Genomic DNA, 16,867 nt, shown 5'->3' with positions numbered 1-16,867 from the left:
GGGGTCAGCCCACCAGCCCCTCGGCCGTCTTCTGCAGCGTCTTCGCGGTCGCCGCAGGGTCCGCGCCCTGCGAGATCTTCGACAGGGCGCCCTCGACGGCCGCGGCGAACTCGTTCCACTTCTCCAGCGGCGGGATCGCCTTCGCCGTGTCGAGCGAGGTCTTGAAGGTGGCGAGCGAATCGCCGCCGCCCTTGAGGGCGGGCTCGTCCCAGGCGGCCTTGTTGGCCGGCAGCGCCTTGTCCGCCTCGTACCACTTGGCCTGCGTCTTCGGCGTGGTGAGGTACTGGGTCAGCTCCTCGGCCGCCGCCTTGTGCGCGCTGTTCTTGAACGTGACGAGGGACGCGCCGCCGACCCAGGAGGTCGAGGTCTTGTCCGCCGGGACGGGCACGACCTTGTACTTGCCCTTGATCTGCGGCTGCTGGTCGTCGATGTTCGCGACCATCCACGGGCCGGACTGGAACATCGGCCGCTTGCCGGAGCCGAAGTCCTTGGTGACGTCGTATCCGGGCGTGAAGGTCTTCTTGGCCAGCCCCTTCTTGAAGTAGCTGGCCCACTGGGTGAACGCCCGTATCGCCGCGGGGGAGTCGAGGGCCGGCTTGCCGTCCTTGCCGATCAGTTCGCCGCCGGCCGAGTACAGGTACTGCACCCAGCTCTGCCAGGCGCCGGTGCTGCTGGGCTGCAGGTCCGTGCCCCACTCGGCGCCCGCCTTCTGGTAGGCGGCGGCGAGGGCCTGCTGGTCCTTCCACGTGGTGGGGGCCTTGTCGACGCCGGCCTTCTCGGCGAGGTCGGTGCGGTAGTAGAGCGCGCGGGTGTCGGCGTACCAGGGAACGCCGTACGCGGTGCCGTCCTTGACGTTGCTGTCCCAGGTGGCGGGGAAGAAGTCGGACTTCTTGAACGTCTTGGTGTCCACCGGCTCCAGGGCGTCCAGGGCGATGAACTCGCCCATCATCGTGGAGCCCATCTGTGCCATGTCCGGCGTCTTCTTGGCGGCGATGGCGGACACCAGCTTCTGGTGCACGACGTCCCAGCCCACCGGGGTCACCTTGACGGTGATGTTCGGGTGCTGCTTGGTGAACTCGTCGGTGACCGCCTTGAGGCGGGTGCCCTCCTCGCCCATGGCCCACACCGTGAGCGTTTGCTTCTTGTCCGCTGCCACCCGCTCGCCCCCGCTGCTTCCGCAGGAGGTCAGGGCGAGCGCCGTCACCACCACGGTCGCGGCGACGCTGACGGACTTGGTGCGTGTCATGGGGCCCTCCAACACATTCATGTATGCGCTGTACGTAAGCGCATACATGACCTTGTAGTACGAGACGGAGCGACTCAAGGGGTCTGGAGGTAACGCTTCCGTAAACGTGCGGAAATCCGCGAACGCGTAGCCGGCGAAAGGCGGTTACGCCCCGCTCAAACCGGGCCTTCCTCCGCGCATCCGCAACTTGCCCTGCGCGTCACCGTCACCGGCAGCACGCGTACCTCGGCCGCCCGGTCGCGCTGATGGAGCCGGGCGATCAGCAGTTCCACGGCCACCTCGCCCAGGAGCCCGGTCGGCTGCCGTACGGTCGTCAGCGTCGGCCGCACCAGACGACTCAGGGGGATCCCGTCGAAGCCGGTCACGGCGATGTCGTCCGGGACGGCGACACCCCGCGCCTCCAGGGCGTGCAGCGCGCCCACCGCCATCTGGTCGTTGGCGAACACCAGGCCGTCAGGCAGGGTCTCGTCCCGGTCGAGGAGCTCCAGCGCGGCCTTGCGGCCCGCGGCCTGGGTGAGGTCACCTCTGGTGTCGGGCGCTTTCGGCAACGGCAGCCCGGCCTCCAGATGGGCGGCCTGGAAACCGCGGAAGCGCGCCTCGCCGTCAGGTGAGTCGGCCGGTCCGCCGGCGAAGGCGAGACGGCGCAGCCCGTGGTCGACGATCAGATGCCGCGTCAGCTCCAACTGGCCGTCGAAGTTGGCCACTTCGGCATGGTCGTAGCCGGTGTGCCGCTCCCCGGCCAGCAGGACGACGGGCTGCCGACGCCCCACGACGTCGAGATCCTCTTCGGTCAGCGACTGCGCGAGCACGGCCAGACCGTCCACGCGCCCCGCCACCTCGGCGAGTTGCCGGCCGGCTTGGTCGGCGTGCGCGGCCGAGATCAGCAGCGCGTAGCCCTGGCGCCGCGCCGCGCGTTCCATGCCGCGGATGACCTGGTCCGAGTAGAGGACCAGCTCGGCGTCCTCGGCGCCCGGCGCGTGCTCCGCCTCGGTGTCGTGGAAGTCGGGGAAGCAGAGCCCCAGCACACCCGTCGCGCGGCTGGCGAGCCCGCGGGCGCTGCCGCTCGGCACATAGCCGAGTTCGCGCGCCGCGGCCAGGACCTTGTCGCGGGTCGCCGCCCGGACCGCGTCGGGGCTGCGGTAGACACGCGACACGGTCGCGATGGAGACGCCCGCCTGTTCGGCTACGTCGTACACCGTGGGAGTGGTCATCTTGCTGTCTCGCCTCGCCCCTTCGCCCGGCACTCTGTGGTGTGCCCGGCTGCCCGCTGTCGTTGCTGAAAGCGCATTCAGCCTACGGTCGGGCCGGGTGCCGGGGCAACATACCAGGTGCTGGTGCTGGTGCTGGTGCTGGTGCTGGTGCTGGTACTGGTCTGGTGACGGTGGCGGTAGGGACGGTAGATGGTGGCTGGCCGGTGGCGACGGCCGCCGGCCAGGGTGCCTGTGGGTGCGGTGGCGTCAGTGGCGCGCGTCGAAGAGCACGGGGTTGAGCCGAGTGTCCGGGACCTGGCCGATCGCGGTCCCGGGCATCCAGCCGCGGTCCGCGGCCTGGTGGTCGTTCGTGGGCTCGGCGACGCGGATGTCGGCGTCCATGTAGATCACCGTCATGACGCGGCGCGGGACGGCGGCGTGGTTGGGCCCCGCGTGGTGGAAGGTCCACCCCCGGTGAAAGCTCGCGTCGCCGAGCGCGAACGGCTCCACGACGTCCTCGAAGTCCTGCTCGCTGACGGCCTGCTTGAGACGGGCCTCGGACTCGTCGGAGATGGGCAGGTCGCGGCCGTACGCGAAGTGGTGGCTGCCGCGGGCGAAGGCGAGCGGGCCCATCTCCATGGGGGTTTCCTGCAGCGGCAGCCAGACGGTCAGGCAGCGGTCGGAGGACAGCGGCCAGTAGTACTGGTCGGCGTGCCAGGGCGTGATGCCGCCGTTCGGCTCCTTGTACAGCGCCTGGTCGTGGTAGAGCCGCACCGCGTGCACGCCGAGCAGCTCGGCGGCGATCCGCGCGAGACGCCGGGAGAACACCAACTCCTTCACCTTCTCGTTGTGCTCCCACAGGTTCGTCACCTGAAGGAACGCCTTGCCGTAGGTGTCACGCTCCGCCAGCGGCAGGTCCTGGGTGTTGAGCCGGATCACCTCCGAGGTGATCGTCGGCTCGTACGCGGCGATCGTCTCGGGCGTGAGCACGTTCCGCAGATGCGCGAACCCGTCCCGGTCGAAGTCCGCCACGGCGTTCGACGGTAGGCCGTCGTAGGGGCGGTCGAGTTCCGGGATCGGCGACGTCGCCGTAACGGTCATGGCGGACTTCTCCTCGCTGTGTCGGCGTGGCGCTGGTTCTGCGGGAGGCGGGTCTCCACCGTCGCAGCGGAGGCTCGCGGGGGCTACGCCGCCGATGCCCCGTTCCGGTACTCAGTTGCCCCGTAAGCGCGGGCCCGCCTGCGTTAGCCTGCACGCCGTGAAACCGCGCCACGAACAATGGAGTCTCCCCGAGGACACCACCTTCAAGAGCTTCATCCGGCGTGAGAGCGCCTTCGGCTTCGGCTGGCACTATCACGCCGAGTACGAACTGGTACTGATGACCGAGGGATCGGGCACGCGCTACGTGGGTACCACCGTCGGGCCGTACGCGCCCGGGGACCTGATGCTGATCGGCCCCGACGTGCCCCACACCTTCGTCGCCCGGCCGCACCCCGACGGCGTCGCCGAGGCAGCCGTCGCCCAATTCCGCTACGACTTCCTGGGCCCGGACTTCTTCGCGCTGCCGCAGTTCCGCGCCGTGAGCGCGCTGCTGGAGCGATCCGCCCGCGGCCTCCTGTTCACCCGGACCTCCGACGCCGTGCGCGCGCGGCTCACCGGCCTGCCGGAACGGCACGACAGCGCGGCGGCCACGGTCGCCCTGCTCGACGTCCTGGGCCGCCTCGCCCACCAGGCCGACGACGCCGCCCCGCTGACGAGACCGGGGTACGCACCCGCTCCCGACACCGAGGCGCGCCGCCGCGTCGACGACGTATGCCGCCACCTCCAGCGGGCCCACACCCGACCGATCGAGCTCGCCGAGATCGCCGCGATCGCACACATGGCACCGACCTCGTTCAGCCGCTTCTTCCGCCGCACCATGGGCCGCACCCTCACCGACTACGTCAATCAGCTCCGCACGGAGACCGCTTGCCGACTGCTGGCGACGACCGAGTTGCCGGTCACGGAGGTGGCGACCCGCAGCGGATATCAGAACCTCTCCAACTTCAACCGCCGCTTCCTGGAGCTTCAACACATGCGGCCCAGCGAGTACCGGGCGGCGCATCTGCCCAGGTGAGCCGAGTGCTGGCTTCCCGACGAGAGGGTCAGGCACCTTCCGCCAGCGTGACGACTCCGGGGCCGTGGAGATCGTCGAGTCCCACCCGGCGCCCCATCACGGCGAGCAGGAGGGAAAGCGCAGGCCCCTTGACCTCTGGCCCGGATCCGATCGTCAAGTCGGCGTCCGTCGCCATGAGTTGAATGCGTGTCACCAGCTCCTTGGCGCCGCCGAAGGACCCCGGGGTGCGTGTCTGCAGGCGGAGTGACCTGACGACGGCCTGCGCGGGGTAGGTACGGGTGAGGCCGAGAGGTCGGCGGATGTCCTCGCCGTGGACGATCTCCTCGACGAGCCGGCTGTCGAGGGGCGCCGGAGGAGTCGATGTGCGCGATGCCACCTGACGGAACCGCTCCAGGGTCTCCTGCGGTGTGCTCCGGCGTTCGCGTTCCACGCCACGGGCGTTCTGACGATCGAAGTCGAACCGTGCGAGGGCCAGATCCTTCACGAAGCCGAGGCGCGTTGTGCGGGCCGTGTCGACCAGATGGGCGAGCACGTCGTGCACGGTCCATCCGTCACAGAGCGACGGCTTCAGCCACTGATCGTCCGCGAGGTGCGAGCGCGCGAGGTCGTCGATCAGCGCCGCACGCTCGGCGTGCACGATTGCCCAGACATCGTCCGTCACGGCTTCTCCTTCATCGGCCCGGCGTTTTCATCGGCCCGAGGTTCGTTCATCGGCCCAGCGTCTGCAGCTAGGACTTCCGGGACAGCGGGAACTCATCGTCCGGCGTGCAGGGCATCCGTTCCGCGACGAACGCCCCTGCGGTGTGTCCCGTCCCCCTCTGCTCGCAGGTGCTGTCCCGGCGGCTATTCTCTGACTAAAGTCAGAGGTATGGACGGGACGCAGGTCGACGCGGTGCGGCGGTTCAACCGCACGGTCACTGAACGTGTGGGCGTGCTGCACGACCACTACCTGGGCCTCGACCGGCCCGTAGCCGAGGCGCGGTTGCTCTGGGAGATCGGCGTACAGGGCCGAGACGTACGGTGGCTGCGCGCGCGCCTCGGGCTCGACTCCGGGTACGTCAGCCGGCTGCTGCGCTCCTTGGAGACGGACGGCCTGGTGACGGTGGAGCCACAGCCCCAGGACAGGCGGGTGCGGACCGTACGTCTGACCGATGCGGGCCGCGCGGAGTTCGCCGTGCTCGACCGGCGCAGCGACGAACTGGCCGGCTCTCTCCTGGAGCCGCTCAACACCGACCAGCGCGCCCGGCTGGTCGCGGCCATGGCTGAGGTCGACCGGCTGCTGACGGCCGGGACGGTCACGCTGGACGTGGTCGACCCGGACCGCCCGGACGCCCAGCACTGCCTGCGGTCCTACTTCGCCGAAATGCGGGAACGCTTCGAGAGCGGATTCGACCCCGCGCGGAGCCTGCTGCCCGACGCGGGCGAACTCCGGCCGCCGCACGGCCTGTTCCTGGTCGCCCGGCTGCACGGCGAGCCTGTCGGCTGTGCAGGTCTGAAGCTTCCGGCGGGCGCCCCGGCCGAGATCAAGCGCATGTGGGTCGATCCCCGCACCCGGGGCCTCGGTCTCGGCCGCCGGTTCCTGGCCGAGTTGGAGGCGAGCGCCGCCCGGCACGGCTGCGAGGTACTGCGCCTGGACACCAACAAGGCGCTCACCGTCGCGATCGGCCTGTACCACGCCTGCGGCTTCCAGGAGGTCGCCGCCTTCAACGACGAGCCGTACGCCCACCACTGGTTCGAGAAGCGGATCAGCACACCGCGATCGGGTTGAGGGCTCCGGCGAGCCGGCAGCCGGCGGGCTGACGGATTGCGTGCCGGAAGTGGAAAGCGCCTGGTGCGCGCGAGCAACTGCGACGTCTGGGCCAACCGGGCGTCTGCCGGTTGTAGCCTCGCTCCCATGAGCTGGCTCCCGGATGACTTCGTCCACCCCGTCCATGTGCCTGTGCCCTTTACCGCACTGCACCTGCGGCCGATCCGCGAGGCGGACACCGCAATCGACTACCCGGCTGTGATGGGCTCCCAGAAGCGGCTGTGGGAGATCTTCGGTCCGGCCTGGGCATGGCCGAACGAGACGATGACCTACGAAGAGGACCGCGTCGATCTGTTGCGCCACGAGAAAGAGATAGCCGCGCACCAGTCCTTCAACTACGCGCTGCTGGACGAAGAAGAGACGGCGGTCCTCGGCTGCGTCTACATCGACCCGCCCGAGCGCACCGGCTCCGACGGCGAGATCTCCTGGTGGGTGGTGGACGATCTCGTAGGCAGCGAGGCGGAGCGCGCGCTCGACGCGCTCGTGCCCGAGTGGATCGCCACCGACTGGCCCTTCCGGAAGCCCCGCTGTCTGGGCCGGGACATCACCTGGCAGGAGTGGCTGTCTCTGCCGCCCGCCACTTGACCGACCTGATGGTCCAAAGCGGTCCGGATCGCTCGGGGGGACTGCTTCAGGGAGGCCGGCGAGGGAACCGGACAGCCGCGTACGGGGCGAGCCATTGCCCGGCCCCGACGCCGACCAGGCGCAAGGGAAGGCGGGTGTGGCTGGTCAGGAGTTGGACGACTGTTGTGCCAGACGTCGGTGCAACTCCTTGACGGCGGGCACGAGTTCGTCGACGGGGCCCTCCACCTCGACCGAGGGGGCTACCTCCTGGATGCTCAGGCTGCGCACGGGTGCCTGAGGGCGGCCCCATTCGGCGAGCCACCCGGACAACTGGACCGAAGACGCCACGTACACGATGCGGCCCAGCCCGACCCAGGCGTGCGCGGCCGAGCACATCGGGCAGTGTTCACCCGAGGTGTAGACGGTGGCGGCGGCTCGCTCCTGAGCCGAGAGGTTCCCGGCTGCCCAGCGGGCGAGTTCGAACTCGGGGTGGCGGGTGGCGTCGCCGTCCGCGACGCGGTTGCGGTCCTCGGCGCGGACGGTACCGGAACCGTCCACGAGCACCGAGCCGAAAGGCTCGTCCCCGGCCTCCAGCGCCTCGGCAGCCAACTCGACGCACCGGCGCAAATGGTCCAGCTCACGTGTGTCCATCAAAGCCCTTCCGGCGCTCGACACCGATATGCGCACGCCATGCTCACACAGACCCCGGAGCGAGGCCCGCACCGGTGCCGCACTCGGCGGGTCCGCGGGTCCGCGGGTGCGCGGCGGGCCACCGAGCGACAGATGCAGCGCCGTCGTCGGCACGGAGCGGGGAGGACGTCAGGCACGGTGGGGGTGGCAAAGAACGGGTAGAGGACCAGGGGGATTCCCGCCTGGACACCGAAGACCATCAGCAGCGTGACCGAGCGGCCGGCCAGGCCACGTTCAGGCCGGACACCGAGGCGATGACGGCCATCAGAGCGATCGAGACGGCGATCAGGATCGCGCGCAACTGACCTGCGTCGGGGGTGCCGTGGTCGCGGGCGCCGTCGCTCCTTTCGGCGGTGGCCACCTGGGGAGGCCGGTTCACCGTCATGGATTCCTCTCAAAAAAGGCATACGGGATTGGTGAAGGGCAGGTCGAGTCGGCGCCGGAGCATGGTCAGTCGCCGGGTGTGCGGGGGTGGTCGCGAGGCTGCCGGGCGCAGCCCTTGATGTGCGGGGGCCCCTGCGGGCCCCGGGTGTCAGGCGGTGATGGGGGCGCCGCCCTGTGCTGCCTGTGCTGCCTGTGCTGCGGCGAAGGCCGCGTCGGTGTCGGCGGTGGCCAGGTGGGCGTTGATATGGGCGCCGGCCAGGGCGCCCGCCGCGGCGGAGGCACCGACCTTGGCCGTCAGATCGGTGGCGTTGCCGGCCACCCACACGCCCGGCACCTCGGTGGTGCCGGCCGTGCCGGAGGCGAAGTGGCGGCCCATGTTGTCGGGCAGGTCCTCCATCGGCAGCTTCAGGCCGTCGAGGCCCTCGGTGCGGGCCTGCATCCTGGTGGCGACCGCGAGGACGCGGCGGGCCGCGAACGTGCCGTCGGTCAGGCGCACTCCGGCGATGCCGCCGTCCTCGCTCTTCACGACGTCCTGCACCGGGGTGTCGACGATGAGGATGGCGCGGGCGGCGAAGCGCGCGCGGGTGTCCTCGTCCAGCTCGTTGCCGCGGGTGAAGTAGACCAGGTCGTCGGTGAGTTGACGGAACAGCAGAGCATGGTGCACCGAGGCGGGGCCGACGGCGAGGATGCCGATGGGTTCGTCGCGCACCTCCCAGCCGTGGCAGTACGGGCAGTGCACGACGCCGCGCCCCCAGTGCTCGGCGAGGCCGGGCACGTCGGGCAGCACGTCCCGCAACCCGGTGGCCACCAGCACGCGACGCGCCGTCAGGGTGCGGCCGTCGGCCAGGGTGAGTGTGAAGCGCGGATCGCCCCCGCCGTCGGGGGTGGCAGGCTCGGCGGAGGTCACCTCGCCGAAGACGACCCGCCCGCCGTAGTGGCGCACCTGCTCCCGGCCCTGCTCGAGCAACTCGGCGGGCGGCATGCCGTCCAGCACGATGAAGCCGTGCATGGCCTCGGCGGGCGCGTTGCGGGGTGTGCCGCTGTCGATCACGACGACCGAGCGGCGGGAGCGGGCGAGCATCAGCGCACCGTTCAGACCCGCGGCACCGCCGCCGATCACCACGGCGTCGACAGTCGTCCGGGGCAGGGCGTCGGTCGCGTACGCAAAAGCCGTCACAGTCATGTTCTCGCGCCCTTTCGCTCATGCGGTGACCCCACCTGTTCCGGGTCACCGCATGAGCGAACGTAACCCCTGCTTGCATAACAGGCATACGATGTTGCCTATGACGCAAAATGATGGCGAGCTGGACAGCCTCGTACGCAAACGGATCCGCGCCCTGCGCGTGGCACAGGGCTGGTCCCTGGAGGAGCTGGCCACCCGCGCCAACGTCAGCCAGTCCACGCTCTCCCGCATCGAGAACGGCCAGCGCCGCCTCGCTCTGGACCAGCTGGTCACGCTCGCCCGCGTGCTCGACACGTCTTTGGACCAGCTCGTGGAGACCGCGTCCGACGACGTCATCATCAGCCCGAGGACCGACGCGGCCCACGGCCTGATGCGCTGGCCCGTCAAAGGCGACCCGGGAATGAGCGTCATGCGTCAGCGGATGACCGAACCGCCCCCGGACAACCCCTCACGCATGCGCGCGCACCCCGGCCGGGAATGGCTCGTCGTCCTGTCCGGCACCGCGACCCTCATGCTGGGTCACCGCCGCTTCCGGATCGAGACCAACCAGGCCGCGGAGTTCCCCACCATGCTCCCGCACGCCATCGGCGCCGAAGGCGGCCCCTGCGAGATCCTGGGCATCTTCGACCGTGACGCCCGCCGCGGACACCAGCGCGACAGCGACAGCGATGGCAAAAGCGACAGCGGCAGCAAAGGCGTCGGCGACGACTGAGGATCTGATGGCCCCTGCCCCTGACCTTGCGCCGCGGTGGGAGATCCGTTGCCTCTCCCACCAGCGATGTCGTCCTCAAGATGACGTGTGGCGGATACGGAGTAGCGTTACCAATGAGAGCCGCAACCCGGGACGCGTCACCTTGGCGAAGTCTTCTCGCGGTGGGCAGCGCGACTGCTGCTGCGGGGCTCGCGCGTGGAGCCGGACACACCCGGCACGGCCACTGTAGGCCACGGCGCGTATCTCAATTTCCAAAGCGGTGTCTTATCGACCGTGCGCCCTGACCTTCTTGCGTGCGCGGCCATCCACCTCGCGCTCGGGTGCGCGAGACGATGGAAGGGAGAGAGGTCTCATGCGAGCTCTTCGTGTGAAGCGCATCTTCGCGGTGACTGCTACTGGCGTTCTGATGGCCGGTGGCGCCGCGATCGGCGCGGCCGGGACGGCGTCGGCGAACTCGGGCAACCACTCGAGCCGCCACGACTCCGGCTACAGCGACTGCAACAACAACCGCTGGGGTTGGTACAACAACGGCGATTGGTACAGGGGCCACAACTACAGGCACCATGACCGCGGTTACGACCGCGGTTACTTCGGACGGGGCTACGACCGCGGTTTCGACCGTGGTGACCACGGACGCGGCTACGACCGTGGTGACTTCGGGCGTGGATTCGACTACGGCGGCGGTCGTGGAGGCCGATGACCGTCTGTGTGCCTGACAGCGGGGTGTGCGGACCCGGCCATCGCCGGGACCGCACACCCCGTCACGCGCAGCACACCCGGCCTGACGTGACGGGGCGCCGGGGCGTTGCGGATTCGCCTTAGCGCTCCGCCTTCGCCCATGGTCTTACCCCGAGCTTTCCGGTGGTTCCGAGGTCGAGGTGCGGGGTTACGGTCACGGGGTCGGCACCGGCCTTCGCCCGGACTCGCACATGGGGGACGTTCACTGCCGTACCGGCCTCGGTGGTGTTGCGCCACACCAGGCTTGCGGTTGCCGACTCGCCGGGCTCGAGCGTGACGTGCCGTGGCGGCTCGTCGGGCCCGGCGCCAGTGGTGATGCCGCCGCTGCCGTCGAGGATTTCGATGCCGTCCACGGGGTCGAGGCCGTCGTCCAGGAGTTCCAGCAGCGGGTAGCCGTCGACGGTGTAGTCGCGCTTGCCGCAGTTGTCGAGGTGCAGGCCCACGACGCGCAGTCCCATGGCCGCGTCGCCCTTGTCGGCGCTGACCCGGATGCCGGAGGCGGGGCACGTGCCCGGCTCCGCCGGCGCCTCGCCCGCGGGGACCGTGGTCGCTTCGAGGACCTTGGCCTGCGTCACCCGCGGGGCGGCGGGAGGTAGTTCACCCGCGTGGACCGTGCCCCGCACGGTCTTCCCCGGGCCGACGTCACGCACCGTCGTGGTCTGGTTGGCCACCGCTCCGCCGTCACTGCTCATGAACGTGAACACGACCGAGTAAGTCAGGCTTTTGGCAGTGTTGTTGGTGACCTCGTAGGCGGCAAGGATCCCCGAGTCCGCGGGCAAGCTGTCGGCGGAGACTGACGTGGTGCGCCTGGGGGAGGGGGAGGCCGAGGGGAGCGTCAGCGATGTGATGCGTACGCCGTTCTTGCCCGGGTCGTCGACCTGCTTGCGGGGCGGCGGTTCCGCCGCGTCTGCGGTGGGGTTCCCGGGGCCGGCGTGCTGCGTCCCGCAGGCCGTGAGGAGCAGCGCGGTCGCGGCCAGAACAGGCAGAAGGCTAGCGGGTCTTCGCATCTGATCACCTCAGCAGGGCGTGGACCATCCGTGTGTGACGGAGGCCATAGTTCCAGTCACGAAAGTGCTACAAGTGGGCTCTAGCTGAAGCATTGTTCTACGGCGTCGCAGGCCGCCGTTCAGTCGGCGACGGGGCGGTGCGCCCGCCGCGGGATGCAGAAGAGCGCAAGGATGGCGGCCGTCAGGTACGCGGCAGCACCGATGGCCATGCTGGTTCGCAGCCCGGTGGTGAAGTTGCCTGCGGCGGCCAGCAGGGAGCCTCCCAGCGCGACGCCTGCGGCACTGCCGACCTGACGGGTGGTGTTGAACAGGGCGGAGGCGGTGCCGGAGTAGTCGTCCGGGGCGGCTGCCATCACGGTGCTGGTCGCCCCGGTGAGGGCGAAGGACGTGCCGAAGCCCGCCGCCATCATCGGCGCCACGAGCAATGCGTAGTCCGGGTTCTGGCCGGCCGCGGCCCAGCCGGCCAGCCCCGCCGCTCCCACGAGCATGCCGGTCACCACGAGTGGGCGGTGCCCGGTACGGGGTGCCAGCCGCCCGGACAGGACAGAGGCGAACATCGTCATGGCCACCGCCGGGAAGAGGGCGAACCCGGTGCGCAGCGCCGTCAGGCCGCGCTGATGCTGGAAGTACAGGCTGGCGGTGAAGATCATGCCGTAGAAGGCGAAGTTGAACAGCAGGCCGATGACCGCTCCGCCGCTCATCGGGCGGGAGCGCAGCAGCCGCAGGGGCAGCACGGGGGTGCGGGCCAGGTGCTCGCGCAGGACGAACGCGGCGGCTGCCAGCAGGCACAGGCCGGCCCCGGCCAGAATCAGCGGGTCCGTCCAGCCACGTCGTCCGGCCTCGTTCAGCACGGCGGTCAGCAGGGCCACCGTCGTGATGATCGCGCACTGGGCCGGCCAGTCCACGGGGCGGTCCGTGCGCCGGACCGAAGGGGGCACGCGGCGCAGTGTGAGCAGCAGGCAGACGCATCCGACGGGCAGGTTGATGAAGAACACCCAGCGCCAGCCCACGGTCGTGACCAGGAGGCCGCCCAGGAGGGGGCCGGCAGAGGCGGCGATGCCTGCCATCGAGCCCCACAGACCGAAGGCCCGGGAGCGCTCGGCGGGTGAGGGGTACGCCTGTTGGAGGAGAGCGAGGGAGGCGGGCACGATGAGTGCCGCGCCGAGTCCTTCGACCAGCCGGGCGGCGATCAGGGTCCCGGTGCTCTGGGCCAGTCCGCAGCCGGCCGAGGCGGCGGTGAACACCACCACACCCGTGCAGAAGATCCGGCGGTTGCCCAGCCGGTCTCCCAGCGCGCCGCCGGTGAGCAGCAGGCCGGCGAAGATCAGGGTGTAGCTGTTGGTGATCCACTGGATCCCGGTCAGCGAGGCCGAGAGTTCCCGCCCCATCACCGGAACGGCGACGTTGATGACGGTCACGTCCAGGATGACCATGAAGTAGCCCGCACAGACCGCGAGCAGCGGGGCCAGGGACCGGCGCGAATCCGCGGACCCGTCCGAACCACAGGCCTTGGGACCACCGGCACGCACCATGGCAACACGTTAGTTCAGGAACACGTCTCCCTCGGGAGCCCGGCGCCGTGTCAAGCTTTCACGCTGAACTGCGCCCCGCATCGGACCACGATCCACCCGATGCGGCCCGCAGACGGACCGCAGGCAGAGTTACGCCATGCCGCATCAGAGCCCAGGTTCCCTCACGCGGGCTTGTTCCCCGCAGGGCCCTTGACGCACTGGGCCGCAGGCCCCAAAGTCGGGCAGTGGCTCCGCCCGGACGCAGCGACGCCAGGATCCCCGGCGTCCCGGGCCGGGCCGTGTGACGCCCGCGTCGAGGCGTCCCCCACCGGTACACACCACTCCGCCGGGGCCTTCGACCTGTCGGCGCCGACCCCATCCATGAGCCCCGGTTCCGTCCGGCCTGCGTGCATGGGGACCTTCACCATCGATCCGCGCAGCCCGGGGACCCGCGACGGCTGACGTCGTCCCGCGCGCCCTACGTGGGCCGGTCACTCGTTCCTGACCGTGGAGCACCGTCTCCGCGCCTGCCGGCGCGCGTACTCCTCACTTCCCGTTCCGCTCATTCCCCCTGGAGAAAAGGTGGTATCAGGGCATGACCGGTCAACAACCCGCCCCCGTCACCCGCACACCTGGACCCGCAGCACCGTGACCGCGTCTTCCGGCGCATCGTCCTGCGGATCGTCCCGTTCATCGGTTTCCTCCGTGGATACCCCTGGCTTCAGCCAGGGGAGGATTCGGACTCCTGCGGAGCAGGGCAACGGGCTGCGATTCGCCCGCAGGGCTGATCGCAGTGCTCTGACCGGCAGATTTGGGCTTGCCTATTGGCAGCGCTAGTTTGTGTGCATGACCGGGGGGCATGTGAAGCGGGCGTTCAAGTACCGCTTCTATCCGACGGATGCGCAGGCAGCGGAGCTGTTGCGTACGTTCGGATGCGTGCGGAAGGTCTACAACCTGGCTCTTGCGGCGCGCACGGAAGCGTGGGCGCGTCAGGAGCGGGTCAGCTACAACCAGACGTCGGCGATGTTGACCGTGTGGAAGAAGACCGAGGAACTGGCCTACCTTTCCGAGGTGTCGTCGGTTCCGCTCCAGCAGACGCTCCGGCATTTGCAGGTGGCGTTCACGAACTTCTTTGCCAAGCGGGCCAAGTACCCGCGCTTCAAATCCCGGAAGAAGTCCCGGAAGTCCGCCGAGTACACCACCTCGGGTTTCCGGTTCCGGAGCGGGGAGCTGACGCTGGCGAAGATGTCCGGGCCTTTGGACGTCGTATGGTCGCGCCCCCTTCCTGAAGGGGTATCGCCCTCCACGGTGACCGTGTCCCAGGACAGTGCGGGCCGATGGTTCGTCTCCCTGCTGTGCGAGGACCCGGCCGTGAAGCCGCTTCCCGCCACGGACACGGCGATTGGCATCGACGCCGGCCTGGACCACCTGCTGACCCTCTCCACCGGTGAGAAGATCGCCAACCCCCGGCACGAACGCCAAGATCGCGCCCGTCTCGCCCTGGCCCAGCGCCGTCTGGCGAAGAAAGCCAGGGGTGAGGGAGCCAATCGGGCCAAGGCGCGCCGCAAGGTCGCCAGGATCCACGCCCGGATCGCCGACCGCCGCCGCGACTACCTGCACAAGCTGACCACTCGACTCGTGCGCGAAAACCAAACGCTCGTGATCGAGGACCTGACCGTGCGCAACATGGTCAAGAACCACAGTCTGGCCCGGGCCATCTCGGACGCCGGGTGGCGCGACATGCGCGCCATGCTGGAGTACAAGGCCGCCTGGTACGGGCGCAACCTCGTGGTCGTGGACCGCTGGTTCCCCTCCTCCAAGCTGTGCTCCCACTGCGGCATGCTGGCATCCAAGATGCCTCTCGACGTTCGCACTTGGACGTGCGAGGGCTGCGGTACGGGTCATGATCGGGACATGAACGCGGCACGCAACGTGAAGGCCGCCGGGCTGGCGGTGACAGTCTGTGGAGCTGGTGTAAGACCTCAACGGAGAACTCCGGGCGGGCAGCCGGCGACGAAACAGAAACCCCCACGGCGCGAGCCGTGAGAATCCCCTTCCTTCAGGAGGGGGAGAAGTCAACACCGTCGTATATGTCATCGCGTGGATGGACCGGGTCAACGTCGGATTCGCGAAGCTGACCATGCTGGACGACCTCTCGTGGAGCGAGACGGTCTATGGCGCAGGCGCCGGAATCTTCTTCCTCGGTTACTTCCTGTTCGAGGTGCCGAGCAACCTCCTTCTGGAGAGGATCGGCGCACGCAGGACCATCATGAGGATCGCCGTGGGCTGGGGCGTGGTCTCCGTGCTCATGGCCTGGGTCTCCCAGCCGTGGCACTTCTACGCCCTGCGCTTCCTGCAAGGCGCGTTCGAGGCCGGACTGCACCCCGGCATCATCCTGTACCTGACGTACTGGCTCCCGGCGCACCGCCGGGGCAAGGCCGTGGCAATCTGCATGTCCGCGTCGCCGCTGGCCATGCTGGTCGGCAGCCCTCTGGCCGGATTCCTCATGAAGCACACCGACGGGCTGCTCGGAAAGGCCGACTGGCAGTGGCTGTTCATCATCGAGGGGATCCCGTCTGTCGACCTGGGCCTTCTCGCGTTCTTCCTCCTGACGGACCGGCCGCAGGATGCGAAGTGGCTGAGCGGGGAGGAACGGGCCTACGTGGAAGCAGAGTTGAGCCAGGAATCCTCCCAGCTCAGCGGCCGCGAACACTCCCTTCGGGCCATCCTGCGTCTACGGACGACATGGGTTCTCATCCTGAGCCTGTTCTGCATCATCACCGGGAACGCGACGCTCTCCTTCTACGGGCCCAGCCTCGTCGCCGAAGCGGGCTTCACCGACCTGGCCGACCTCGGCTGGGTCATGTCGGGCATCTTCGCGCTCGGCTGGGTCGGCATGCTCGTCAACGGCTGGTGGTCCGATCGTCGGCGCGAAGCGCGCCGGCACACGGCGTGGGCCGCGGCGGTGGGGGCACTGGGCCTGATCCTGGCCGCGGTCGCGCAGCAGGCGGGCAGCTCGCTCGGTCTCCTCGCGGCCCTGGCCCTCTCGGCGGCCGGAACCATGGGATCGATCCCCGTGTTCTGGAGCCTCCCGCCGCGCTTCATGTCGGGAGCCGCGCTCGCCGCGGGCGTCGCGCTCATCAACTCCTGTGCGAATCTTGCCGGTTACTTCGCACCGCAGTTCCTCGGCGGCATGAAGGAGAGCACGGGCTCCTACGCCCTCGGGCTGTTCGTCATCGCCGGCGTGGAACTCATCGGCGTAGGCCTCATCTTCGTGTTCATCCGGAAGGAGCCGTCGGCGGTCGTCGCTACCGCGTCGGACTCCGGGAAGGCCGACGCCGCACTGTCCTGAAGTGACGTACACGGGGCGCTTGTTGAGGTAACGGGAGTGCCGGGCTGCGGTATACCGAAAATGGGATCCCAAGTATTGACCCTCTCGATCCCGCCGGAGCAAGATGGGATCCCAAGCGGGGTCGGAATGCTGCTTCCACACCGCGGAACGGTTGTGTTCAGCGAGCCGGGCAACCCCTGGCCGCTCCACACCAGGACCACCCCCTTCGACGGCTCCGGGCTCACGGCATCGCTGAACAGGCCGCCCGGAGCCCAAGGTTCGCGACACACGACTCGTGCCCGGCGCTCAAAGGAGTTCGCCATGACGCACTTCCGCTCGGAACCAGAACCACCCGTAGGTATCCCCCCGTCGAGCACACCGGCCCGGC

15 protein-coding genes and 1 pseudogene are annotated in these 16,867 nt (G+C 69.4%); 7 read left to right on the top strand and 9 right to left on the bottom strand.

Annotation, left to right across the window (positions count from 1 at the left end; genetic code table 11):
• Positions 1–4: 4 nt before the first annotated feature.
• The 3 genes from LGI35_RS04345 to LGI35_RS04335 all read right to left on the bottom strand — a co-directional run bounded on the left by LGI35_RS04345 (position 5) and on the right by LGI35_RS04335 (position 3,537).
• Positions 5–1,246: an extracellular solute-binding protein gene (locus LGI35_RS04345; RefSeq protein WP_227292568.1), complete on the bottom strand. Its 1,242-nt coding sequence runs from the start codon at positions 1,244–1,246 to the stop codon at positions 5–7.
• 155 nt (positions 1,247–1,401) lie between these two features.
• Positions 1,402–2,457, bottom strand: coding sequence for a LacI family DNA-binding transcriptional regulator (locus tag LGI35_RS04340; RefSeq protein ID WP_227292567.1), 1,056 nt, complete (start codon positions 2,455–2,457; stop codon positions 1,402–1,404).
• A gap of 246 nt (positions 2,458–2,703) precedes the next feature.
• Complete coding sequence (locus LGI35_RS04335) at positions 2,704–3,537, bottom strand: phytanoyl-CoA dioxygenase family protein (RefSeq protein WP_227292566.1); 834 nt, start codon at positions 3,535–3,537, stop codon at positions 2,704–2,706.
• A 157-nt stretch (positions 3,538–3,694) separates the two neighbouring features.
• Here LGI35_RS04335 and LGI35_RS04330 point away from each other — a divergent pair, with 157 nt between their 5' ends.
• Entirely contained in the window at positions 3,695–4,552 is an 858-nt protein-coding gene (locus LGI35_RS04330) for an AraC family transcriptional regulator (protein ID WP_227292565.1), read from the top strand.
• 28 nt (positions 4,553–4,580) lie between these two features.
• Here LGI35_RS04330 and LGI35_RS04325 read toward each other — a convergent pair whose 3' ends face one another.
• The gene (locus LGI35_RS04325) at positions 4,581–5,213 is read right to left on the bottom strand and encodes a maleylpyruvate isomerase family mycothiol-dependent enzyme (protein ID WP_227292564.1); all 633 of its coding nucleotides are present in this window, start codon (positions 5,211–5,213) and stop codon (positions 4,581–4,583) included.
• 207 nt (positions 5,214–5,420) lie between these two features.
• On the opposite strand from LGI35_RS04325, the gene LGI35_RS04320 reads away from it, so the two are divergent.
• Positions 5,421–6,320 carry a bifunctional helix-turn-helix transcriptional regulator/GNAT family N-acetyltransferase gene (locus LGI35_RS04320; RefSeq protein ID WP_227292563.1) on the top strand — a complete coding sequence of 300 codons (900 nt, stop codon included), beginning with the start codon at positions 5,421–5,423 and terminating at the stop codon, positions 6,318–6,320.
• Positions 6,321–6,446: 126 nt separating this feature from the next.
• Positions 6,447–6,944, top strand: coding sequence for a GNAT family N-acetyltransferase (locus LGI35_RS04315; protein ID WP_227292562.1), 498 nt, complete (start codon positions 6,447–6,449; stop codon positions 6,942–6,944).
• A 144-nt stretch (positions 6,945–7,088) separates the two neighbouring features.
• Here LGI35_RS04315 and LGI35_RS04310 read toward each other — a convergent pair whose 3' ends face one another.
• The 3 genes and pseudogenes from LGI35_RS04310 to LGI35_RS04300 all read right to left on the bottom strand — a co-directional run bounded on the left by LGI35_RS04310 (position 7,089) and on the right by LGI35_RS04300 (position 9,180).
• A complete protein-coding gene (locus tag LGI35_RS04310; RefSeq protein WP_227292561.1) occupies positions 7,089–7,574 on the bottom strand; it encodes a nucleoside deaminase in 486 nt (161 codons plus the stop codon).
• Positions 7,575–7,839: 265 nt separating this feature from the next.
• Positions 7,840–7,998: pseudogene (locus LGI35_RS04305) on the bottom strand (MFS transporter); the annotation flags it as partial.
• Between the two features lie 147 nt (positions 7,999–8,145).
• Entirely contained in the window at positions 8,146–9,180 is a 1,035-nt protein-coding gene (locus tag LGI35_RS04300; protein WP_227292560.1) for an NAD(P)/FAD-dependent oxidoreductase, read from the bottom strand.
• Positions 9,181–9,280: 100 nt separating this feature from the next.
• Here LGI35_RS04300 and LGI35_RS04295 point away from each other — a divergent pair, with 100 nt between their 5' ends.
• Positions 9,281–9,892, top strand: coding sequence for a helix-turn-helix domain-containing protein (locus LGI35_RS04295; RefSeq protein WP_227292559.1), 612 nt, complete (start codon positions 9,281–9,283; stop codon positions 9,890–9,892).
• Between the two features lie 352 nt (positions 9,893–10,244).
• Positions 10,245–10,592 carry a hypothetical protein gene (locus LGI35_RS04290; protein WP_227292558.1) on the top strand — a complete coding sequence of 116 codons (348 nt, stop codon included), beginning with the start codon at positions 10,245–10,247 and terminating at the stop codon, positions 10,590–10,592.
• Positions 10,593–10,710: 118 nt separating this feature from the next.
• On the opposite strand, the gene LGI35_RS04285 is transcribed toward LGI35_RS04290, so the two are convergent.
• Positions 10,711–11,637, bottom strand: a complete 927-nt coding sequence (locus LGI35_RS04285; protein WP_227292557.1) for a DUF4232 domain-containing protein — start codon at positions 11,635–11,637, stop codon at positions 10,711–10,713.
• A 119-nt stretch (positions 11,638–11,756) separates the two neighbouring features.
• Positions 11,757–13,169 carry an MFS transporter gene (locus LGI35_RS04280; RefSeq protein ID WP_227292556.1) on the bottom strand — a complete coding sequence of 471 codons (1,413 nt, stop codon included), beginning with the start codon at positions 13,167–13,169 and terminating at the stop codon, positions 11,757–11,759.
• An 825-nt stretch (positions 13,170–13,994) separates the two neighbouring features.
• Here LGI35_RS04280 and LGI35_RS04275 point away from each other — a divergent pair.
• Together LGI35_RS04275 and LGI35_RS04270 are read left to right on the top strand one after the other, a co-directional pair.
• Positions 13,995–15,194, top strand: a complete 1,200-nt coding sequence (locus tag LGI35_RS04275; RefSeq protein ID WP_227292555.1) for an RNA-guided endonuclease InsQ/TnpB family protein — start codon at positions 13,995–13,997, stop codon at positions 15,192–15,194.
• 49 nt (positions 15,195–15,243) lie between these two features.
• Complete coding sequence (locus LGI35_RS04270) at positions 15,244–16,500, top strand: MFS transporter (protein WP_227300194.1); 1,257 nt, start codon at positions 15,244–15,246, stop codon at positions 16,498–16,500.
• Positions 16,501–16,867 lie beyond the last annotated feature (367 nt).

The organism is Streptomyces longhuiensis, from assembly GCF_020616555.1.
In the GTDB taxonomy this organism is placed as follows: Bacteria; Actinomycetota; Actinomycetes; order Streptomycetales; family Streptomycetaceae; genus Streptomyces; species Streptomyces longhuiensis.
Note: the sequence above shows the minus strand (reverse complement) of the source record. Positions and strands in the feature narration are given on the sequence as shown.